Here is a 22,340-nt window from a genome sequence, read left to right as displayed (position 1 = left end):
ACGATACGGGAAACGAGACAATGCAAGAAAATGCGAACCTGTCGGTGCTGGTGGTCGACCCGAATGCCGGCATGCGCGCCAGCTTGCAGAACATGCTGAACCAGGCCGGTATCGCCAAGGTAGAGTCGGCGGTCAATGCCAGTACCGCGATCAAACAGCTGGCCAAGCGCAGCTACGACGTGATCCTGTGCGAGTACGACCTGGCCGGTTCGAGCAGCACTGGCGACGGCCAGGATGGACAGCAATTGCTGGAAGACCTGCGCCACCACCGCCTGATCACGGCATCGACCATTTTCATCATGCTCACCTCTGAAGGCGTCTACGGCAAGGTCGTCAGCGCAGCTGAACTGAGCCCGACTGACTACGTGCTCAAACCCTTCACCGTCGACATGCTCAGCGGCCGCATCAAGCGCGCACTTGAGCGCCGCAGCGCCCTGCTTCCGGTCTGGCAGCTGGCCGCGCAGGGCAAGCCGTCCGAAGCGATCCGCGCCTGCGCCACGGCGACCCTGGTCCACCCGCGCTACGCGCTCGACTTCCTGCGCCTGAAGGCCGAGCTGCATATCTCGGTCAACGAGCACCGCGAAGCCGGCGCGCTCTATGCCGACGTGCTCGGCGAGCGTCCGCTGGGATGGGCCGGCCTGGGGCTGGCGCGCACGATGGTTGCGCAAGGGCAGTTCGACCAGGCGCGCGAGACGCTCGAACGCCTGGTGCAGGGCCATCCACGCTTGATGGGCGCCTACGACTTGCTGGCGCGCTGCCACGAGCAGCTCGGCGCCGGCGATGCGGCGCAAAAGATTCTCGAAGAAGCGGTGGCTATCTCCCCGCACATGGTGCGCCGCTTGCGCAAGCTCGGCGCAGTCGCGCTCGAGAACGGCGACGCCGAAGCCGCCGAGAAATCGTTCAAGTCGGTGGTTGGCAAGGCGCGCTACTCGGAGTTTCGCGACCCGGAAGACCATGTCAACCTGGTGCGGGCGCTGGTCACGCGCGGCGACGTCCAGGGCGCGGGTGGCGCGATCCGCGACCTCGAGCGCTCGCTGCGCGGCAGCGCCGAAGCCGATGCCTGCAAGGCCTACGCGAATGCCTTGCTGCACGAAAAAACCGGTAATGCAGGCGCCGCCATTGCCGAACTGCAGATGGCGGTCAACGCTACGCGCGCGAGCAGCGCGCTGTCGTCGCAGCTGAAGATCGGGCTGGCCCAGTCCTGCCTCGCCTACCAGCTCGACGAGCAGGCCTCGGCCGTCATGATGACGGTGATGAATAATTCGTCCAGTACGGTCACGCTCGACCAGGCGATCGGCGTGTTCGTGCGCGCCGGCCGGCCCGACCTGGCCGACGGCATGGGCCAGCAGCTGCGCGCCCAGGCCCAGATCCTGCTGGGCGTGGCCGACGAAAAACGCAACATGGGCGACCTGCGCGGCGCGGTGCATACGCTCATCGAAGCGCTCCACATGGCTCCCGGCAACCAGCAGGTGATGGTGGCGGTGGCCGGCGCCATCCTGCGCCAGATTAACGAACTGGGCTGGGACCACGCCCTCGGCGACGTGGCGCTCGAGCAGATCGAACGCCTGCGCGCGCTCGATGCCAGCCACCCGCGGCTGGCGGCGCTGACCGAGCAGTTCCAGCAAGCCCGGCGCAGCTACGGTATGTCGGCCTAGCCGTTCGGGATACTCGTCAGCGCCGGGCTTTCTGCGTCAATTCGTCGACCAATGCCTCGCTCGCACGGGTAGCCGGGTGCAAGGGCATCAACTGCCTGCGGATTGCCACGGCACGCAGCAAGAGCGGCTGCGCCTTGTCGAGGCGTTGCTGTCCAAGGTAAAGCGCGCCAAGCTCGTGCAGGGAATCGGCAATCTCGACATGCACGGGCGTGTAGACGCGCTCGCGCAAAGCCAGGGCCTGCTCGAACGCAGCCTCGGCCTCAGCCAGTTTCCCCTGCCTTGCCCAACCCATTCCAGATTGATTCAGGGCCAAAGCAACCTCGCTATCGAATCTACCTAGGAAGACCTCGCGCAAGGCCAGGGCCTGGCGCAGGGCCTGCTCGGCTTGCTCATGACGGTTCAGCTTCGACAGCTGCAGCCCCAGGCCGCCAAGCGAGGCAGCGTACAGGTGATGCTCCTTGCCATAGCACTGCTCGCGGATCTCGACGGCACGCCGGAACAAGCGCTCGGATTCGGCATGCTTGCCGCGCGCAGCGAGCGTCCATGCCAAGCCATTGAGCGGGGATTCCAGCGCAATACCGGGAGCTTCCCGTGCCTCGACCATGGCCAACGCGCGCCGGTTGAGCGCTTCGGCATCCTCATACTGCCCCAGCTCGTAGTACTCCTGCGCGATCACCGACAACTCGTCGGGGAGCCCGGCATCGGCCGCGCCCAGGGCGCGTTCGGCGCCGGACTGCGCTTCGTTCAGGTAGTGGCGCGCCGACGCCAGGTCGCCGCGTGCGCCGACCAGGCCAGCGAGCTTGAGCATGGCGCGCCGCGTCATGGGGTTGGTGGAGCCGGAGCTCGCAAGGCGTATCGCGAGTGCACGCCGTTGCGCCGCTTCCGCCTGTGCGAGACGTGCCGTGGCCGCATACACCGATGCGAGATCCTCGAGCGTATCGGAGACGTCAGCATGCTGCGGGCCAAGGGCTTTTTCTTTCATGGACAGCAGGCGCAGATAGTGCGGCTCCGCCTTCAGGTGCTTCTCGTATTTGACATAGTTGTCGGCCAGCTGACCAAGCGCCGCCTTGAAAACGTCTGCCCGTTCGTCTTTTTCCGCTGCCTGGAGCAAGCGCTCATAAGCCCGCAGCGCGCGTTCTCCATCGATGGCGGCGTCGAATGCCTGCGCCAGCTTTTTTAGCAACGACAATTCGCCGTTGCGGCCCCAGTCCTCCAGGAATTTCTCGAAACGGGCAGAGTCGCGCGGCGCGCCATTGCCATGGGCGTCCATCACGGCGAGCCGGATGTCGGCATCCCATAGCGAGTCGGCCAGCGCATACAGGGCGCGTGCCCGATTCACGTCCCTGGGCCGGCCCAGGCCGCGTTCGTACAACAGGCCAAGCCAGTAGTTTCCGCCATCATTGCCTGCCGAGATTGCCTGTTCAAAACGCCTGGCGGCGAGCGCGTAATCCTGCGGCAGGCCGTTCCCGGTGAAAGCCATGATGCCCAGCCGCAGTGCGCCAACCGCATCGCCACCGTCGGCTGCAGCCGTGTACCAGCGCACGGCCGCGGCCAAGTCCTGCGCAACCCCTTCGCCGTCCTGATAGGCATCGGCGAGCAGGACCATCGCATCGAGGTCGCCGTTCTGCGCAGCCCGGGTGAACCACTTGACGGCCAGGCCCGAATCCGCTGCCACGCCCCTGCCCTGCTTGAACTGCTGGGCGAGATTGTATTGCGCGATCGGCTCGTCCAGCTCCGCCGCTTTCAGGTACCACCCGTGCGCCTGGGCCGGATCAGGCTTGATGGTCGTGGGGTACTCAAGAAGGTAGCCGTACTTCATCATTGCCGGTGCATATCCCTGATCGGCCGCTTTGCGGTACCAGGAAATCGCGGCGTTCTCGTCCTTGGGAACACCTGTGCCATTCGCATGGAACTGGCCCAGGTTGGCCTGCGCAATCGCATTGCCCTGCTCGGCCGACTTGCGGTACCAGGCGGCCGCTTCGCGAATGTCCTTGGCGACGCCCTGCCCCATTTCGTAGGCATAGCCCAGGTCGAGCTGGGCTTCGGCCTGTCCCTTGTCCGCCGCGGCCCGGTACAGTACCGCCGCCGCTTCGAGGTCGCGCGGCACCCCTTGTCCAGCGGACAGCAGCCGCCCGAGGCCGTACATGGCGTACAGGTTGCCGCGCATCGCAGCACGCTGGAACCACAGCGCTGCATAGGCATGGTCCTGCGGGTAGCCGGCCCCCTCGAAATAACGCCAGCCAACCAGGCTCATGGCGGTCGCGTTACCCAGTTCAGCGCTGCGGCGCAGCAGCGCGGTGGCCCTCTGCTCGTCCCTGGAAACGCCCTTACCCGTGCGATAGCGCTCGGACAGCGCGAGGCTGGCCTGGGCATCGCCATTGTCGGCGGCCAGGCTGTACCGCTGCGCGGCCTGGGCCGGGTCGGCCGCGATGCCCTGACCCAGGGTCCGCGAATCCGCTGTCACCTTGTCCAGCATGCGCAGTTCCGCCACGCCCTGCAGATACAAATGGGAGCTGCGGATGCCGCTTTCTTCCAGCCTGCGCAAGACGGCCACCGCACCGGCCGTGTCACGGGACGCCAACCGCATCTGCCCCAAATAGAACAGGGCTTCGGTCAGGGCATAGGCGCGGGCGTGATCGGGCATTGCGTCAACCTGGGTCAGCAGCGCCTCCGGGCTGATCAGACCTGCCTGCATGGCGAGCAGCGGGCGCGGCCACGGGCCGTCCGGCGCATGGGCGGCGCGCTCGCGCATCCCGGGCAGCAGTCCCTGCCCGCTGCGCTGCAAGAGCGCGATCCTGTCGATCAGGTCGAGCTCGGCGCCCGAGCGTACCGCGAGCCCGGCCTGCGCATCTTCGTACTGTTGCATCGTTGCCAGTGCCAGTTCGCTCTGGCCCTGGAAGAACTGCGCCCAGGCCAGATTGCGCAATTCGTCCGCTTGCCCTGCGGCCGGGGCGGCGCCCAGCTCTTGGTACAGGCGGGCGCTGGCGGCAAAGTCGCCTCTCTCGAATGCCATGCGCGCGCGGCATGCCCGCGCCGTCCGGTCGCTGGCATCGTCCTTGATAACGCGCCAGGCCTGGGTAACGACTTTCTTGTTGGCCGGCAGGACGATCCCGTCCGCAGCACTGGCCAGTTGCAGCAGCAGGCAAGCCTGGCCGCGCTTCATGGCAGCGTCGTCCTGGCCGGCCATCGACTGCGCAAGTTCATTTGCCTTGGCGGTCATGCGCACCAGGTCGACGTCGCGTGCGCTGTAGCCAGCTGCCTGCTTCTCGATCCTCTGCTCCGGCCGCGAGGTGTAACGGCCATAGCCCAGGTCGTCAATTTGCTTGGCCGCTGCGTGCAGTTCGGCTACTTCGGATGCCGGCACCGTGTGCGCCCTGGTGCGGTAGTCGACCATATGCTGCAGCTGGTTGCCGCGGAACACATAAGCTTCATGCGCGTGGAAAAATCGGTTGTCAACGTTGCGCGACCACGGCGCTTCGTTCGCGCGGACATCCTCGGGCCACTGGATGTTCAGGCGGTAACGGCCGTGGAATCTTGCCGCTGGCATATCCAGCGGATAGCTGCGTTGCAGCTTGTCGGGCAGGCCCACGACGCCGTCGAGCATCCCGACCCGATACTCGATCGACAAGGCACCATCGGCCAGCTTGACCGCCTTGGGCAAGCGATAGCGTGACCGCAGTTCCACCCGGTTGGTCTGCTTGTCGTCGACCACGACCGGGGCATCGACGGGAAAGATGCCAGGATAGCGTTTTTGGTAATCCCCAGTGGCAACTTTCTTCAGCTCAAGGGGAGACAGCGCGCCCAGGCGCTGGCGCCAGATTTCCGCCAGCTCTGCGCGGAACAGCACACGCGTTTCCAGGGTGGCATCGCCGTCGTAGCCGGCGATGGCGATGGTCTCATTGACTTCGTAGTTTGGCTCGCGCTGGCCAGACTCCGGAAGGACGGTCAATGCGGTTGTGCCAGGGGCGACCACGAGGGCCGATGCGCCGGGGAAGGCAGTGGAGAGCGCATCGAGCCCTACCTGCTGGCCGCTACGGGTCGGATCGACGTAGTAGCGTTTGCCGTCGACGAGAATTTCGACGATCACATGGTCGAACCATCCTGGCGACGGACCGACCCTGGCCGGCAGGCCCGGCGCACCGGTAGATAGCAAGACTGGCTTGGCTGCGATGCCAAGCTCGCCCAGCAGTGACATCAATAGGTAGCTTTTATCCTTGCAGTCCCCGTAGCGGCGTTTGAGCACGGTGCCGGGCGCTTGCGGCCGGTGTGAATTCTCGCCGATCGAGACGCTGAAATAACGGATTTCGTCCTGCACCCAACGCAGGGCCGCGGAGGCGCGTGCCAGTGGCGTTGCCAGCTTGCGGAACTGATCGGCCTGTGCTTTGACGGCAGGGTTGCCAGCCATGGGCGCAAATAAGCTGCCCGCCCACTCGGCCACCGAGGCCCAGTCGGCAAATTCGGAAAACTGCAAGCTCCTCGCAGCCAGGTAGTCGCTCGGGATCGACGCTTCGTCGTCGAGCGCTTCGATGCCCTTGCCCTCGAATACCAACAGGTCATACGGGCCCACCGCGCTGCTGCGCACGGCGATTTTGTCGGTGCGAAAATCGCCCAGCTGGCGCCATGCCAGCTTGCGCTGCCTGGGAGACAAGACGGTCACGCGGCGCAGTTCGATCGGCGCCAGCTGGTCCCAGTTATATTCGTCAAACCATTTCTTTCCGAATACAGGGTTGGCGCCCGTCACGCTATAGGTCATCCACAAGGTGTCGCCTACCCGCACGTCTTCCAGCAAAAGCTGGATCGTGCTCGCGCCGCCATAGACACCCTGCTCGATAGCCGTCTCGCGTTGCAGCACGCGCGCCGAGACACTGGCGGTTCGATCCAGTACCTTGCCGCCGCGCAGGATGACGACGCGGTGCAGGCTCAATGTCTGGTAGCTGGGGAAGTAATTCAGGCTCGGTTGCCCGATCGCGGCGAGCGCGCTGCTGTCATTCACCTGGATCGCACGATTGACCAGGTAAGCTGGCGTATCGCCCGCCAAGGCCTGGGTTTCATGCAGGCGCAACACGACGGCGTCGGTGCGTCCGGTTTCGGGAATGTCCGCCAGCGGCTGCGCCCAGGCGGGCAGAGGCGCGGACCGTTGCAATTCCGCCTTCGCGCCCTGTACCGGGCCAGCCTTGTCGATGAGGGCCTGGCCAGGCGCGGCCAGGACGGTATGGGAGCCGGCAAGAACGGCAAGCTGGATGGCAAGGGCAAGCGGGAGGTAGCGCATAGATTTTATTCTAGGAAATACCTCCAGCCTAAAGGTGCGTTATCGAATGAGCAAGCTCTGCGTGCAAGTTATGCACGGCACATGCTGCTGCAAGAGGCCGCTGCAAGTGCGGCGCCTTGCAGCGGCCTGCTTATTCCACGCTGACTTCCTTGCGGTTGTCGCGCGAGACGCGGTCGATCATCTTGTTGTAGGGATCGACGCCGACCTCGAATGGCTGCTCCTTGACGGTAATGATCAGCTCCGGCTTGTCGCCGCTGAGCACGCGCTTGTCGAGCAGCAGCACGCGTTCGTCCGCTTCCTTGGCGCCCTTGGCGCGCGCAAAGATACCGATTTCCACCGGTTCGTCGTAGACGCGCGGCGTTTCCTTGCCCTTGCCGTCGGCTTCCATCTTGGCCAGGTGCAGCTTCATGGTCACGTCCCACTGGCCATCGGGCCGCTTCTTGGCACTGGCTTCGAGCACGCGATTATCGTAAAACACGATCTTCTCGAACAGGTCGTTGATCAGCGCATGCTTGGCGGGTGGTGCCTCGGCGCGGATATAGTCGAGCAGCTCGGCCGATGTGGTAAACGGCGACTCCTGGTAGCCCTTGTCCATCAAGAAACGCTTGAGTGCGCGATTGAGCGCTTCCTCGCCGATTTCGTCGCGCAGGCGGTAGAACACCAGGCTGCCCTTGCGGTAGTGGATGTAATCCTGGTTCTCCACGCGCACCAGCGGCAGCTCCTCGATCAGCTCGCCGCCGCGCGAGCGCAGGTAACGATCCAGTTCATAGCGCAGGAAGCGGCGCATCTGGTGGCGGCCGTATTCCTTTTCCATCACCATCAGCGCCGAATACTGCGACAGCGACTCGATCAGCATGCTCGCGCCCTGCACGTTGGCAGCGGTCACCTGGTGGCCCCACCACTGGTGCGCCAGCTCGTGGGCCGTCACGTAGAACACATAGTCGATGTCCTGCTTGTCGCGCAGGTCGGCAATGAAGCCGATCGCTTCCGAAAACGGTATCGTGCCCGCGAACGACTGCGCAAACGCGCTGTAGTTCGGGAATTCCAGGATGCGCACCTGCTTGTGCTGGTAAGGCGTGAAATGGGTCGTGAAATAATCGAGCGACTTCTGGGTGCTGGCGATCATCCGGTCCACGTTATACGCGTGCTTGGGGTCGTGGTAGATCTCGATCGGAATGCCCTTCCACTGCCCCTTCTTCACTTGCCAGTCGGCCGACAGGTAGGCAAAAAACGGCATCATCTTCTGGTCCATCTTGTAGTGGTAGTAGTTGCGGCCGTTCTCCTTCCACGATTTCTGCAATCTGCCCGGCGCCAGCGCGCGCTGGTCGCCGCTGGTCGAGACAACCGTCTCGAAATTGATCCAGTCCGCTGACTGACCGAACATCGAATCGGCGCGGGCTGCCTGGTCTTCGAGTTTGGCCATGCGCTCCGGTTCGCCCAGGCCGCGCTTGCGGCGCTCGTTGCGGTCGGTCAGTTCATAGAATGACTGGTAGCCGATCTGCGGGAAGAACGCGCGGTTGTCGAAGAAGCTGCCGTTGTGGTTGATCGTATCGGCGGTGCCGGCGTTCGAGAAGCCGGGACGGCGCACTTCGACGCTGAATGCGAGCGGCAAGCGCGCGCCCGGGGGCAAGGCCTGCGCCAGCTTGATTACCTTGAAGCCCAGGTCCTTGTCGTCGAGCTCGACCTGATGCGCCGGCAGCCCGGACAAGCGCGTGACGACGTCGGGATTGAGCTGCAGGCGCAAGGTGTCGAGCGCCTGGCTGGTCTTGTTTTCCAGTACGTAGCTGCCCTCGATCGTCACGCGGCGCTCGTCCGGATAGATGTCGACCGCGGCGCGCACGTCGGTGATTTTCGCGTGCGGCAAGTCCTTGTATTTGCGGTAGGTCTTTTCGTACCTAGCCTGCTTGTCCATTGTCACGTTGCCGGGTTCGTAGTGCGCCAGGTTCACCGTGTTGTGGAAGATCCAGCCCCCCACGCCAGCGAACGCCACCAGGCAGGCTGCCAGCGCCACGCCGGACGGGCCCTTCAGGCGGCGGCCCGCCTCGCGCACGCGGGTGCGCCATTGGGTCGACAGGCCGCGCACCCAGAAAGCCTGGGCCACGATCAGCGCCGCCACCGTGAACAAGGTCCAGTACAGCGCGAACCACGACCAGCCCGCGATGAAATGGCCATAGCCGTTCATGTCCGAGTACGGCGTGCGCGGCAGGCCGCCGATGTTGTAGAGGTTGTGGTCGAAGTGCATCACGCCAGCGACGATCTGCGACACCATCAGCAGGATCACCAGCAGGTAGCCGATGAACTTGTAATTGGTGAGCACCTGCAGCACGGTCGCGAACAGGCCCAGCATGATGAACGGCAGTCCGGTTAGCAGCACGCCCTTGAGGTAGACCAGCGGCTCGACCGGTGCACCGCCCTTGATCAGCTGGATCGCGATCGCGGTCAGCACGCCCGCCAGCATGAAGGCCAGCACCACGCCCGCCAGGGCCAGGCTCTTGGCCACCAGCGGCGCCCAGGACGGCATCGGCATGGCATCGCTGACGTCGGCGATTTTTGCCTGGCGCTCCTTGAAGATCAGCTCGCCCGAGTAGAAGGTCACGATGATGACCAGCATGAAGTTGAAGCTGCCGTTGAGCAGCTCCACCATCAGGTGGGTCATTGGATAGACGGTGGTGCCGAACATGTCGCCCATCCGGATCGAGCTACCCACCATGTTCATCATGCCAAACAGCAGCATGACCAGGAAAGGCACGCTCCTGAACACCGCTGCGGCATCGAAGGCCAGGATGTGCCAGCACTGGATCGCACCGGTCGCGCCGGTAAAGCGCGGCGCAATGCGCGGCAGCGCGCGCGGCGCCAACGCTGGCGCGCTCGGCGCCGCCACCTTGGCCTTGCGGAACAGGCGTTTGGCGGTGCCGGCGCGCTGCGGCTTGAACAGCAGCAGGGTCAGGCCAAACAGCGCAAGAGCAACCGCGCCCCAGAGCAGGCGGTTGGCCAGCAGGTAGCCGCCGATGGCGGGCAGGCCCGCATTGGCTTCGGCGGTCGAGAAGTAGCGGGATGCGCGGCTCAGCGCCCGGATCCCGAAAGGATCGGTCAGCACCGCGATCCATTCGTTGTCGATGTCCGAGGTGAAGCTGCCAGCGACGATCCACAGGACGATGAAAGCCAGCACGCCGACATACACCAGCATGATCGAGCGCGTGGTCGAGGCCAGCAGCATCAGCAAGGCGCCAATAAAGAACAGGTTGGGCACCACCAGCACGCCCAGCGCCCACAGGTAGGCCGCGCCGGGGAAGGCGCCGACGCGCTCGGCGTCGACCCAGGGCATCAGGGGCCCAAGCATCATGCCCGCCACGATCATGGCGAAGATGACCAGGCAGGCCACCAGGCCGGCGGCAAAGCGCCCGATCAGGTAGTCGTGCTTTTTCATCGGGGTGGCGAACAGCATGTCGGAAATGCCGACCTCGCTGTCACGCAGTACGGTGCCGGCAATGAAGATGGTGACGACCAACATCGACATCAGGCTGAAGGCACCGAGCAGCTGGGCCACGACCAGAGGGGCATTGCGGTTGACGTTGCCGATGGCGCCGCCGACCTGGATCGCGTCGGTGGTGGTGGCGCCAAAGGCGAGCGCGCCGAGCAGCAGTGCGCACACCCACAGCAATGGCTGGCGCAGCTGGGTAGCGAGCTCGAAGCTGAAGAATTCTCTAAGCATGTCCGCTCCTTACGCCAGGACCGGTGCGCCGGGGGCCGCCACCGGAGGCTTGGTGCCCGTGGTACGGCCGGCGTTGCGGATCTGCAAGAAGTAAACGTCTTCGAGGTCCGGTTCCACGCTGGTGAAGCCTTCGTCTGGCTGCGACTCGGAGAACACATTGATCTGGGGCCGGCCCGCCACCAGGCGGGTGGACAGGACATTGAAGCGCTCCTGGTAGCCGCTGAGGGCTTCCTGGCTCACCGTGCGGCGCCAGACGTGGTTCTTGAGCGTGTCGATCGCGGCCTGCGGTTCGCCCTGCAGCAGCACCGTGCCCTTGGCGATCATGGCCATGCGCGGGCACAGGTCGGTGACGTCTTCGACGATATGGGTCGACAGGATGACCACCACCTGCTCGCCGATCTTGGCCAGCAGATTGAGAAAGCGGTTCCGTTCGTCCGGATCGAGTCCGGCGGTCGGCTCGTCGACGATCACCAGGCGCGGCGCGCCGAGCAGCGCCTGGGCGATGCCGAAGCGCTGGCGCATGCCACCCGAATAGGTGCCCAGGCCGCGTTTGCGCGCTTCCCACAGGTTGGTCTGGTGCAGCAACGCCTCGACCGCTTCCTTGCGCTCGCCCTTGTTGGTGAGTCCCTTGAGCACGGCGAAGTGATTCAGCAGCTTCTCGGCGCTGACTTTCGCGTACACGCCGAAGTCCTGGGGCAGGTAGCCGAGCTGGCGGCGCAGCGCCTGCTTTTCTTTCAGGACGTCGAGGCCGTGGAAATGGATACTGCCGCTATCGGGATCCTGCAGCGTCGCGATGGTCCGCATCAAGGACGACTTGCCGGCGCCGTTAGGTCCGAGCAGGCCGAACATGCCGTTCGGAATCTCGAGACTGACATTGTTGATGGCCTTGACGCCATTGGCATACGTCTTGTTGAGCTGCTTGATCGATAGCATTGTGTGTCTCTCCAGAATGTAGTAGGGGGAGGTCTGCCCTTAGCGCGCATGCGCAAACCGAGGGCAACTATTTCCTTATAGTCAATATAGCGTTTACGAAATGTAATGTCAGCGTGATGTGACAGGCTGCGTGAAAACGGGGATGAACGACGTAATACGCGGTATATGCATCAAGCATGCCGCTCTCGATTCGACAGCAGCGTGCGTTTGCGTATTTTCTTGCATTCCCGGATTTTTCTCGGGAAGATCGACGCATACAATTCTTTCTGGAGGGAATAAACATGACATGGAGTCGCCGGATCCTGTTGACCATCCTCGTCCTGGTCTGCGCGCTTGGTATCGCGCTCGTCTGGACCGCTCTACGCCCCGCACGTCCAGTGGGCTTTCAGCTCGGGCAAGCGCTCCATACGGATGGGCAGCCGTTTACGGTCGGAATCTGGTATCCGACCGAGGCCAGGTCCTGGCCCGTCACCTGGCTGGATCTGCGGATGATGAACGTCGCCCGCGACGCCCCTGTCGCCGGGCGCAACTTGCCGCTGGTGGTCATATCGCACGGCAATGCTGGCGGCCCCGGCAGTCATGCAGACCTGGCGCTTGCGCTGGCGGGCGCTGGCCATGTCGTTGCGGCCCCGATGCATCCGGGCGATAACCATGCCGACCAGAGCGCGGCGGGAACGCTGCCCTGGCTAAGTGGACGCACTGAGCAAGTCAGCCTCACCATCGACTACATGCTCGGGCAATGGGTCGGGCAAGGGCACATCGATCCCGAGCGCATCGGCGCTTTCGGATTTTCCGCCGGCGGCGCCACGGTACTGGCGGCGGTAGGAGCCCGACCCGATCTGCGCCGCATTGGTCCGCATTGCGCCGCAACGCCCGAGTTTATTTGCCAGTTGTTCAAAGAAGGCAAGTCGCCCTTGCTCGACCCGGCCCTGGCAGGCAAGGGAAACAACTATTTGCATGACCCCAGAATCAAGGCGGAGGTCGTGGCGGCGCCGGGCCTGGGTTTTCTGATGGGACCGGGCACGCTCGATGACATCCGCATACCCGTGCAGCTGTGGAGCGGCGAGGAAGATCGCATCGTCCCCTATTCCACCAATATGAAGCCGGTGCGCCAGGCACTTGGTGCCAGGGCCGAGTTTCATTCCGTGCCTGGCGCGGGACATGTCGCTTTTCTCGCGCCATGCGGCATTCTGCGCCCGCCGCTGCTGTGCGCCGACCCGGGCGATTTCGACCGAGCCGTCTTCCATGCCAGGATGAATGCCAGCGTGCTGGCGTTTTTCAAGAACATGTGACGGTTGCCTTCACGTACATTGCCGGCCAGCCAGCATTGGATAGACCATGCCACCCCGGTTAAACTGTCGAGGCGGGTTTGCACGGGTGGCACCATACGGAGCTCCATTGTTCTTGAAGGCGCCAGCACGCCGTGCGCCCCGCTTTCATCATCGTTTTATTTTCATTAGGCTCGCACCATGATTCAACCCGAGAAGCAATGGCGCAGCGCCTTGCTCGTTGCCTTTTTACTCTTGGCCTTGCTGTTCTGTTCCGGGGCGAGGGGTCAGTCTGTCACGCAGGGAGCGGACAATGCCGCCAGCGCGCCCGCCGCCGAAGATCCTTACGGGCGCGAAACCCCGCGCGGCCTGGCAACAGGCCTGGTACGCGCCTTTGCCAGCGGCGACTATCGCAGAGCTGCTCACTATCTTGAGCCGCCGGCCGGAGAACGGGCTTCCGCACCAGAACGAATGGCCGAGCTTGCGCAGGAACTGCAGCGCCGGCTCGACAGCGGCGGTACGCTGGTGCCGTTTCCGAGCCTGTCCAGCGAGTCCGAAGGAGAGACGAACGATGGGCTTCCCATCGATCAAGAGCGGATAGGAAGTTTGCGTACGCAGACAGAAGAGCTTCCCTTGATAGCGCGGCGTCTGGCACCTGCCGACGGCGCACCATATTGGGTGATCGCCACCGAAAGCCTCAAGGCGCTGGCCAAGAAAAAACAGGAAGCGGTCGTCGCGCCCCAGGAAAACATGGTGCCCGAAGCGCTGTCCGGCATCAGCGTTGCGGGAGCGCCGATGGCCGACTGGCTCATCCTGGTGATCGTTGCGGTGATCGCCTTCCTGGCGATCCGGCTTGCCTTTGCGATCTTGCTAAAAATAGCGCATGCGGTAGTTACCCACCCGGCTACCCATCGCGGCTATCAGTTTGCCGAGGCGTCGTTTCCACCGCTCGGACTGTATCTTGCGGCGATCCTGTTCTTCTTTGCGACCCAGCATCTTCAGGTGGCGATCGTCGCCCGCCAGGTGCTGGCGCGCTATGCGACGATTGTTGCCTGGATCGCTTTTGTGTGGCTGTTGTGGCGCCTGATCGATATGGTGGCAGACCTGTGGTCGATCAGGATGGCCCGTACCGACCGGCGCCAGGCAATGTCGGCATTGACCTTCGTGCGCCGCGCCGCGAAGAGCGTACTGGTGATAGCGGCCTTTGTCGCCGTGCTCGACACGATGAACATCAACGTTACAACCGGCATCGCAGCCTTGGGATTGGGCGGCCTGGCCATTGCCCTGGGCGCCCAGAAGACGATTGAAAACCTGGTCGGCAGCTTGACCGTCATCCTCGACCAGCCAGTGCGGGTCGGCGATTACTGCAAGGTGGGCGACGTCACCGGAACCGTGGAGGATATCGGCATGCGCTCGACACGCCTGCGCACAAACGAGCGTACCGTGGTGACTATTCCAAACGGCTATTTCTCTTCGCAGCAAATCGAGAATTATTCGCGGCGCGACCGTTTCTTGTTCAATCCGATCATCGGACTGACCTACGACACCTCGGCGGCGCAAATGACCACGGTGCTGGACGCCCTGCGGACCTTGTTGGCGGACGATGTCTATATAGACGAGGACGCCCGCGTGCAGTTTATCGGCCTGGGACAAAGTGCGCTCAACATCGAAATATTCGCCTATGTGCTCACGATCGACTATCCGGCTTTCCTGATCTTGCGTGAAGCTATTCTGCTGAAAATCATGGAAACGATCGCTGCCGCGGGAGCGGACATTGCCTTTCCAACGCAAACCATGCTGCTCAAGAGATCGTAAGCGCAGGTGGCAGCTTGGCCCAGCGCCCAGCCCGCACTCACATGCCCGGGCTAGGCGCTTCCGTAGCCGCCCCCGCCTGGCGTTTCGATCACGAACACATCGCCCGGCGCCATCTCCACCTTGCCGATATGGGCTAGCGGCTCGACCGTTCCATCGGCCCGCTCCACCGCGTTGCGCCCGCGCTCGGCCGGCTCGCCACCGGCCATGCCAAACGGCGCATGGATGCGGTTGTTCGACAGGATCGCCGCCGTCATCGGCTCCAGGAAGCGAAGACGGCGTACGCCGCCATTGCCGCCACGCCAGCGCCCCGCCCCACCCGAGCCCGGGCGGATCGCATAGCTGTCGAGCCGCACCGGAAACCGGAATTCCAGAATTTCCGGGTCGGTCAGCCGTGAGTTGGTCATATTGGTCTGCACCACGTCGGTCCCGTCGAAGCCCTCGCCCGCCCCCGAGCCGCCGGCAATCGTCTCGTAATACTGGTAACGTGCATTGCCGAAGGTGAAGTTGTTCATGGTGCCCTGGGCTGCCGCCATTACCCCGAGCGCGCCATAGAGTGCATTGGTGATGCAGGTCGAGGTCTCGACATTGCCCGACACCACCGAGGCTGGAAAACGCGGATTGAGCATGGAGCCCGGCGGGATGATGACCTTCAGCGGCTTGAGGCAGCCGGCATTGAGCGGAATTGCGTCGTCGACCAGCGTGCGAAACACATACAGCACCGCCGCCATGCACACCGCGGACGGGGCATTGAAATTGTTCGGCAGCTGGCTTGACGTGCCGGTGAAGTCGATCTCGGCGCTGCGGCGCTCGCGGTCGACCCGGATCGCCACCTCGATGCGGGCGCCGTTATCGAGCTCGTAGCTGTACTGTCCGTCGCCCAGGGTCGAGATCACGCGGCGCACCGCCTCTTCGGCATTGTCCTGCACATGCCCCATGTAGGCCCGTACTACGTCGAGTCCGAAGTGGGCGACCATCTTGCGCAGTTCCTCGACGCCCTTCTGGTTGGCGGCCACCTGGGCCCGCAGGTCGGCGATGTTCTGGTCGGGATTGCGCGCCGGGTAGCGCGCGCCTAGGAGCAGTTCGCGGGTCTGCTGTTCGCGCAGCACGCCATCGAGGCCGTCGACCAGCTTGAAGTTGTCGATCAAGACACCTTCGTGCTCGATATGGCTGGAGTCGGGCGGCATCGAGCCGGGCGTGGTGCCGCCTATGTCGGCGTGGTGGCCGCGCGAGCCGACGTAGAACAGGATGTCCGCGCCCGCGACGTCGAACACCGGCGAAATCACCGTGACGTCGGGCAGGTGGGTGCCGCCGTTGTACGGATCGTTGAGCATGTAGACGTCGCCGGCGCGCATGCGGCCCGCATTCTCGCGCATCACGGTCTTGATGCTCTCGCCCATCGATCCCAGGTGCACCGGCATGTGCGGGGCATTCGCTACCAGGTTGCCACTCGCGTCGAAAATGGCGCAGCTAAAGTCGAGTCTTTCCTTGATGTTGACCGAATACGCCGTGTTCTGCAGGCGCAGGCCCATTTGTTCGGCGATCGACATGAACAGGTTATTGAAGATCTCGAGCATCACCGGGTCGGCGCTGGTGCCGATGGCGCGTCGTTCCGGCAGCGCCTCGATGCGGGTGAGCACCAGGTGCTCGTGCGGCGTGACCTGGGCCTGCCAGCCCGGCTCCACGACCGTGGTGGCATTGGCTTCGGCGATGATGGCGGGCCCAGGCACGATGTCGCCGGGCGCCAGGCTTGGCCGGAGATGGACGCCGCTCTGGTGCCATTGGCCGCCGCTGTACATCGGTACGCTGTGGGCCGGCTCCGGCCGCGCGCCCCCCGAGCCTGCCCTGGGGGCGGCTTCGGGCGGCGCGTCAGAGCGGCCGATGGCTTCCACCGAGACCGCCTCGACTACCAGGACGCGCCCGGGCATCAGGAAACTATAGCGGCGCTTGTAGGCTTGCTCGAACGCGGCCTGCATCGCCGATGGGTCGCCAAATGGCACCACGATCGCCGAATCCGTGCCTTCGTAGCGCAAATGCACCCGCTGCAGCAGCTCGATGCGGGCTGCTTCCACCCCCTGTGCCAGCAGCTGCGCGCGCGCGGATTCGCCCAGCGCCTCCAGGCGCCCGGCCAGGACCTGGGTGCCGGCGTCGGGCAGGCGCAGTTCGACTGCCTGCTCGCGCATCGCGCTCTGGTCGGCCAGGCCCATGCCGTAGGCAGAGAGCACGCCCGCCAGCGAGTGGATGAAGACCGTCTTCATGCCCAGCGCGTCGGCCACCAGGCAGGCATGCTGGCCGCCGGCGCCGCCAAAGCTGGTCAGCGCATAATCGGTGACGTCGTGGCCTCGCTGCACCGAGATCTGCTTGATCGCATTGGCCATGTTGCCCACCGCGATCTGGATAAAGCCCTCGGCCACCGCTTCCAGCGTGGGCACGGTGCCAGTGGCGGCGCCGATCTGGCTGGCCATCGCCGCGAAGCCGCTGGCCACCGCTTCGACATCCAGCGCTTCGTTGCCGCGCGCGCCGAACAACTGCGGAAAATGGCGCGGCTGGATCTTGCCGAGCATGACGTTGCAGTCGGTAACTGCCAGCGGCCCGCCGCGGCGGTAGCTGGCCGGGCCCGGGGTGGCGCCGGCGCTGTCCGGTCCCACCCGGTAGCGGCTACCGTCGAAGTGCAGGATCGAGCCGCCGCCCGCTGCCACCGTATGGATGCTCATCATAGGCGCGCGCATGCGCACGCCGCCCACCTGGGTGTCGAACACCCGTTCGAACTCACCTGAAAAATGCGACACATCGGTCGAGGTGCCGCCCATGTCGAAGCCGATCACCCGCTCGAAACCGGCGTGCTGGCTGGCGCGCACCATGCCGACGATGCCGCCGGCCGGCCCGGACAGGATGCTGTCCTTGCCCTGGAAGGCGCGCGCATCGGTCAGGCCGCCGCTGGACTGCATGAACTGCAGGTTCACGCCGGGCAGCTCGCCCGCCACCTGGTCGACATAGCGGCGCAGAATCGGCGACAGATAGGCGTCGACCACGGTGGTGTCGCCACGCGCGACCAGCTTCATCAGCGGGCTGACCGCGTGCGACACCGAGACCTGGCTAAAGCCGATCTCGCGCGCGATGCGCGCGGTGGCCGCTTCGTGTGCGGTGTAGCGGTAGCCATGCATGAAGACGATGGCGAGCGAGCGCAGGCCGCTATCGAAGACTGCCTGGAACGCGCAGCGTGTCGCCGGCTCGTCGAGCGGGGTGACGACTTCGCCATGCGCGCCCATGCGCTCGTCGATCTCGGTCACGCTTGAATACAGCAGTTCCGGCAGCACGATATGGCGGTCGAACAATCGCGGACGGTTCTGGTAGGCGATGCGCAGCGCGTCGCGAAAGCCGCGCGTGATCGCCAGCGCGGTGGGCTCGCCCTTGCGTTCGAGCAGCGCGTTGGTGGCCACCGTGGTGCCCATCTTGACGGCGTCGATTCGCTCGGTCGGCAACGCCGCGCCGCTGGCCACGCCCAGCAGGTGGCGAATGCCTGCCACCGCCGCATCGCGGTATTGCTCCGGATGCTCGGACAGCAGCTTGTGGGTGACGAGCTGCCCATCGGGCTTGCGCGCGACGATGTCGGTAAAGGTGCCGCCGCGGTCGATCCAGAACTGCCAGTCCATGTAAGTACTCCTGCCGAAGCTGTTGACCCGGTATTGTAAGGCGCGCGCGCGACCACGTTGGCGAAAATGCAGCACAATCGGGCGCATGGACAATCATCTTTATACCGTCGCGCAACTGTGCGCCATCGAAGCGTCGGCCTATGCCGAGCTGGCACCCGGAACCTTGATGCAGCGCGCCGGCGCCGCTGCCGCGGCATTCGCCATGGAACTGCTGGGCCAGCGGCGCGACAAGCCGGTCCTGGTGTTGGCCGGCCCCGGCAACAACGGCGGCGATGCGCTCGAGATGGCGGCCAAGCTCGCCGACGACGGCGTCGATGCGCTGGTGCTGCACCTGCCCGGACAGCGCGATGCCTCGAACGAGACCGCCAGCGCCCACGAGCGGGCCCGGGCCGGCAGCGTCGGTTTCATCGACATGCTGCCGCCCGACGGCGACTGGGGCCTGGTCGTGGACGGCTTGTTCGGCATTGGCTTGAGCCGCCCCATTGACGACGAATACCGCGAAATCATCGCCGCGCTGGCGAAGCTGCGCTGCCCTGTCCTGGCGCTGGACGTGCCGAGCGGGCTCGATGCCGATACCGGCGCCGTCGTCGGGCCGGACGGGGTCGCGGTGCGCGCCACCCACACCATCACCTTTCTGGGCGACAAGCCCGGCCTGCACACGGCCGACGGCCGCGACCATGCCGGCCTGGTACACGTGGACATGCTCGGCGTGGGTCCCGCGCATGTGCCGGCGTCGCAGGCGCGGCTTGGCACCGACGCCGTCTTTGCCCACCGGCTGGCGCCGCGCCGCCAGAACACCCACAAGGGGAGCTTTGGCGACGTGGTCATCGTCGGCGGCGCCCAGGGCATGGCCGGGGCGCCCGTGCTGGCGGCGCGCGGTGCATTATTCGCCGGCGCCGGCCGGGTTGTCGTGGCAATGCTCGACCCCGGACCCGGCTACGACAGCGTACAACCCGAAATCATGTTTCGTCCGGCCGACGACGTCGACATGGACCAGCGCACCCTGGTCATCGGTCCCGGCATGGGCGGCTCGGCCGGCGCGATGCGCATGCTGGCCAGGGCCCTGGAGAGCGATAGTGCGCTGGTCATCGACGCCGATGCCATCACCCTGATCGGCGCCAGTGTCGAGCTGCTGGCGCGGCTGGCGGCGCGCAAGGCGCCCACCGTGCTCACGCCACATCCGCTGGAAGGCGCGCGCCTGCTCGGCCTGGACGCCGTCGCGGTCCAGGCCGATCGCCTGGGGGCAGCGCGCGAGATGGCGCGGCGCACCGGGGCGACCATTCTCCTGAAAGGATCGGGCTCGGTGCTGGCGCAGCCCGATGGCGAGCTGGTGATCAACCCGACCGGCAATGCGGGGCTGGCCACGGCCGGCAGCGGCGACGTGCTGGCGGGAATCTGCGGGGCATTGCTGGCGCAGGGCTGGCCGGCGTGGGAGGCGGCCAACGGCGCCGCATGGATTCATGGCGCCGCGGCAGACCTGCTGGTGGCCAACGGTGCCGGCCCAATCGGCTTGACCGCCGGCGAACTGCCGCCAGCGGCGCGGGCAGTGCTCAATATGCTGGTGGCGCAGGCCGCCGACGCCAGATAAAGACGGTTTAGACCAGGCGGCCTGCGGCGATGGTGATGGTGCGGCCGCAGCGCGCCGCCATGGCCGGGTCGTGTGTGACCAACACCAGCGTCGAGCCACGCTCGCGGTTAAGCTCGAACATCAGCTGGATGATCGATTCGCCCGTGGCGGCGTCCAGGCTGCCAGTCGGTTCGTCCGCGAACAGCAGTGGCGGCTGGGTGACGAAGGCGCGCGCCAAGGCTACGCGCTGCTGCTCGCCTCCGGACAGGTATTTGGGATAATGCCTGAGACGACTGGACAAACCGACGCGGCCCAGCATGGCCTCGGCCCTGGCACGGGCATCGGTATCGCCCCGCAATTCCAGCGGCAGCATCACGTTTTCCAGTGCACTCAGGTGCGCCAGCAGCTGGAAGGACTGGAACACGAAGCCGAGCTTGGCCTTGCGCAGGGCGGCCCGCCCATCTTCGTCGAGGGCGAAGATATCGGTGCCATCGAGCAGTACGCTGCCGTCGGATGGTGTGTCCAGGCCGGCCAGCAGGCCGAGCAGGGTCGACTTGCCGGACCCGGAAGCGCCGACAAGGGCAAGCGTCTCGGCCGGTTGCACGGTAAAATCGATGTCTTGCAGGATGGTGAGTTCGCCGCTGGCGTCCGCCACCCGCTTGGACAATCCACGCACTGCGATCGCGGGCGGCCGTCCAGCCGTGTTGTTATCGGCACTGGCGCCCGCAGTCGTCGCACCAATCTGGGAAACCTCGGGATTATCACGCATGCTAGCTGTTCTTAAAAAATTGATGTTTGTTGCAATCCTGACGCTGGCAGCGTCGGCGAGCGCCTATTCTGCACCAAAAACCGTACTGGTGGTGGGCGACAGCCTGTCGGCCGAATACGGCATCGCGCGCGGCACCGGCTGGGTGGCCCTGCTCGAACAAAAACTCAAAGCCGAGAAAATCCAGGCCAACGTCGTCAACGCCAGCATCAGCGGCGAAACCACGATCGGCGGACGCACCCGCCTGCCCGCCCTGCTCCAGCAGCACAAGCCAGAGGTAGTGGTGATTGAACTGGGCGCTAACGACGGCTTGCGCGGTCTGCCGGTGGCCTCGGCCGAGAGCAACCTGCGCGCAATGATCGGCATGGCCCACAAGAACCAGGCCCGGGTGGTGCTGGTGGGGATGCGCATGCCGCCCAACTATGGCCGCGCCTACACCGAAAGCTTCTTCAACATGTTCAAACGGGTCGCGCGCGACACCCGTTCGCCGCTGGTGCCCTTCATGCTCGAAGGCGTGGCCGACAAGCCGGCCCTGTTCCAGCAAGACCGCCTGCACCCGCTGGCTGCCGCGCACCCGATTATCCTGAATAACATCTGGCCACAGTTCGCCACCCTCGTGAAGAAACAATGAAATACCCTGCCGTTCTGAGTTTTGCCGACATCCTTCCCGCACTCGACACCTTCGATGCCATCATCGACGTGCGCAGCGAGTCGGAGTTCGCCCTGGATCGCATCCCGGGCGCGATCAATGCGCCGGTGCTTGACGACGAGCAGCGCATTCGCGTCGGTACCTTGTACAAGCAGGTAGGCGCCTTCGACGCCAAGAAGGTCGGCGCACCGCTGGTGGCCGCGAATGTGGCGCGCCATGTCGAGACCTTATGGGGCGACAAACCCAAGGGCTGGAAGCCGCTGGTGTATTGCTGGCGCGGTGGCAACCGCAGCGGCGCAATGGCACATGTCCTGGCCCGGATCGGCTGGCCGGCCATCCAGCTCGATGGCGGCTACAAGGCCTATCGCGCGCACGTTGCAAGCAGCCTGGAAACCCCGCCTGCGCTGAATTTCCGGGTCGTGTGCGGCACCACCGGCAGCGGCAAGAGCCGCCTGCTCGAGACACTCGAAGGCATTGGCGCCCAGGTGCTCGACCTGGAACGCCTGGCCGCCCACCGCGGCTCGGTGCTGGGCCACCTGCCGAACGAGCCCCAGCCGTCCCAGAAAATGTTCGAGAGCCTGATCTGGGACAAGCTCCGCCGTTTCGACCCCTCCAAGCCGGTGTTCGTGGAATCGGAGAGCAAGAAGGTCGGCAACCTGCGGGTACCGGACGCCGTGATGCAGCGCATGCGCGCCTCGACGTGCATCTCGCTGGCGCTCTCGCGCGAGAACCGGGTACGCCTGCTGATGGAAGACTACGATCACTTCTGCGTCGACCCTGACGCGCTCAACACCCAGCTCGATCACCTGGTGCAGCTGCACGGCCGCGCCAGGATCGACGCCTGGCATGCCATGGCCAAGGGCGGCGCCATGCCCGAGCTGGTGGCCGAACTGCTGGAGCAGCATTACGATCCAGCCTATCTGCGCTCGATCGACCGCAATTTCGTGCAGGTGGCGCAGGGCGAGGTGGTGGAGCTACACGGTATCGCGCAAGACGATTTCGTGGCCTTGGCGCGGCGCTTGCATGCGGCTGGCGAACGGGTAGCTTGTTGAACGG

Annotated in this window: 11 protein-coding genes; 6 read left to right on the top strand and 5 right to left on the bottom strand. The window is 64.9% G+C overall.

The window, feature by feature from the left end:
* Positions 1–20 precede the first annotated feature (20 nt).
* Complete coding sequence (locus NRS07_RS10915; protein WP_259206474.1) at positions 21–1,655, top strand: tetratricopeptide repeat protein; 1,635 nt, start codon at positions 21–23, stop codon at positions 1,653–1,655.
* A gap of 16 nt (positions 1,656–1,671) precedes the next feature.
* Here NRS07_RS10915 and NRS07_RS10910 read toward each other — a convergent pair whose 3' ends face one another.
* From NRS07_RS10910 to NRS07_RS10900, 3 genes are all read right to left on the bottom strand, one after another.
* Entirely contained in the window at positions 1,672–6,924 is a 5,253-nt protein-coding gene (locus tag NRS07_RS10910) for a tetratricopeptide repeat protein (RefSeq protein WP_259206473.1), read from the bottom strand.
* A gap of 130 nt (positions 6,925–7,054) precedes the next feature.
* The gene (locus NRS07_RS10905; protein WP_259206462.1) at positions 7,055–10,636 is read right to left on the bottom strand and encodes a M1 family aminopeptidase; all 3,582 of its coding nucleotides are present in this window, start codon (positions 10,634–10,636) and stop codon (positions 7,055–7,057) included.
* A gap of 9 nt (positions 10,637–10,645) precedes the next feature.
* Positions 10,646–11,569: an ABC transporter ATP-binding protein gene (locus NRS07_RS10900; protein ID WP_259206449.1), complete on the bottom strand. Its 924-nt coding sequence runs from the start codon at positions 11,567–11,569 to the stop codon at positions 10,646–10,648.
* Positions 11,570–11,745: 176 nt separating this feature from the next.
* On the opposite strand from NRS07_RS10900, the gene NRS07_RS10895 reads away from it, so the two are divergent.
* Both NRS07_RS10895 and NRS07_RS10890 read left to right on the top strand, forming a co-directional pair.
* Complete coding sequence (locus tag NRS07_RS10895) at positions 11,746–12,861, top strand: prolyl oligopeptidase family serine peptidase (RefSeq protein WP_259206447.1); 1,116 nt, start codon at positions 11,746–11,748, stop codon at positions 12,859–12,861.
* 177 nt (positions 12,862–13,038) lie between these two features.
* On the top strand, positions 13,039–14,652 hold the full coding sequence (locus tag NRS07_RS10890) for a mechanosensitive ion channel family protein (protein WP_259206445.1): 1,614 nt from the start codon (positions 13,039–13,041) through the stop codon (positions 14,650–14,652).
* 50 nt (positions 14,653–14,702) lie between these two features.
* Here the strand turns inward: NRS07_RS10890 and NRS07_RS10885 are convergent, their stop codons facing one another.
* The gene (locus tag NRS07_RS10885; protein WP_259206442.1) at positions 14,703–18,302 is read right to left on the bottom strand and encodes a hydantoinase B/oxoprolinase family protein; all 3,600 of its coding nucleotides are present in this window, start codon (positions 18,300–18,302) and stop codon (positions 14,703–14,705) included.
* Positions 18,303–18,387: 85 nt separating this feature from the next.
* Here NRS07_RS10885 and NRS07_RS10880 point away from each other — a divergent pair, with 85 nt between their 5' ends.
* A complete protein-coding gene (locus tag NRS07_RS10880; RefSeq protein WP_259206434.1) occupies positions 18,388–19,890 on the top strand; it encodes an NAD(P)H-hydrate dehydratase in 1,503 nt (500 codons plus the stop codon).
* 7 nt (positions 19,891–19,897) lie between these two features.
* On the opposite strand, the gene NRS07_RS10875 is transcribed toward NRS07_RS10880, so the two are convergent.
* Positions 19,898–20,638, bottom strand: coding sequence for an ABC transporter ATP-binding protein (locus tag NRS07_RS10875; RefSeq protein WP_259206425.1), 741 nt, complete (start codon positions 20,636–20,638; stop codon positions 19,898–19,900).
* A 22-nt stretch (positions 20,639–20,660) separates the two neighbouring features.
* On the opposite strand from NRS07_RS10875, the gene NRS07_RS10870 reads away from it, so the two are divergent.
* Together NRS07_RS10870 and mnmH are read left to right on the top strand one after the other, a co-directional pair.
* Positions 20,661–21,266: an arylesterase gene (locus NRS07_RS10870; protein WP_307729888.1), complete on the top strand. Its 606-nt coding sequence runs from the start codon at positions 20,661–20,663 to the stop codon at positions 21,264–21,266.
* Positions 21,263–22,336 carry a tRNA 2-selenouridine(34) synthase MnmH gene (mnmH, locus tag NRS07_RS10865; RefSeq protein WP_259206416.1) on the top strand — a complete coding sequence of 358 codons (1,074 nt, stop codon included), beginning with the start codon at positions 21,263–21,265 and terminating at the stop codon, positions 22,334–22,336. The genes NRS07_RS10870 and mnmH overlap by 4 nt, the downstream gene beginning before the upstream one ends.
* Positions 22,337–22,340: the final 4 nt, after the last annotated feature.

The sequence above is a fragment of the Massilia sp. H6 genome (assembly GCF_024802625.1).
GTDB lineage: Bacteria > Pseudomonadota > Gammaproteobacteria > Burkholderiales > Burkholderiaceae_D > Telluria.
Note: the sequence above shows the minus strand (reverse complement) of the source record. Positions and strands in the feature narration are given on the sequence as shown.

Excerpts from the sequence above, each read along its gene's own strand:
- NRS07_RS10915 (WP_259206474.1), top strand. The coding sequence starts at position 21 with ATGCAAGAAAATGCGAACCTGTCGGTGCTGGTGGTCGACCCGAATGCC.
- NRS07_RS10910 (WP_259206473.1), bottom strand. The coding sequence starts at position 6,924 with ATGCGCTACCTCCCGCTTGCCCTTGCCATCCAGCTTGCCGTTCTTGCC.
- NRS07_RS10905 (WP_259206462.1), bottom strand. The coding sequence starts at position 10,636 with ATGCTTAGAGAATTCTTCAGCTTCGAGCTCGCTACCCAGCTGCGCCAG.
- NRS07_RS10900 (WP_259206449.1), bottom strand. The coding sequence starts at position 11,569 with ATGCTATCGATCAAGCAGCTCAACAAGACGTATGCCAATGGCGTCAAG.
- NRS07_RS10895 (WP_259206447.1), top strand. The coding sequence starts at position 11,746 with ATGCCGCTCTCGATTCGACAGCAGCGTGCGTTTGCGTATTTTCTTGCA.
- NRS07_RS10890 (WP_259206445.1), top strand. The coding sequence starts at position 13,039 with ATGATTCAACCCGAGAAGCAATGGCGCAGCGCCTTGCTCGTTGCCTTT.
- NRS07_RS10885 (WP_259206442.1), bottom strand. The coding sequence starts at position 18,302 with ATGGACTGGCAGTTCTGGATCGACCGCGGCGGCACCTTTACCGACATC.
- NRS07_RS10880 (WP_259206434.1), top strand. The coding sequence starts at position 18,388 with ATGGACAATCATCTTTATACCGTCGCGCAACTGTGCGCCATCGAAGCG.
- NRS07_RS10875 (WP_259206425.1), bottom strand. The coding sequence starts at position 20,638 with ATGCGTGATAATCCCGAGGTTTCCCAGATTGGTGCGACGACTGCGGGC.
- NRS07_RS10870 (WP_307729888.1), top strand. The coding sequence starts at position 20,661 with ATGTTTGTTGCAATCCTGACGCTGGCAGCGTCGGCGAGCGCCTATTCT.
- mnmH (WP_259206416.1), top strand. The coding sequence starts at position 21,263 with ATGAAATACCCTGCCGTTCTGAGTTTTGCCGACATCCTTCCCGCACTC.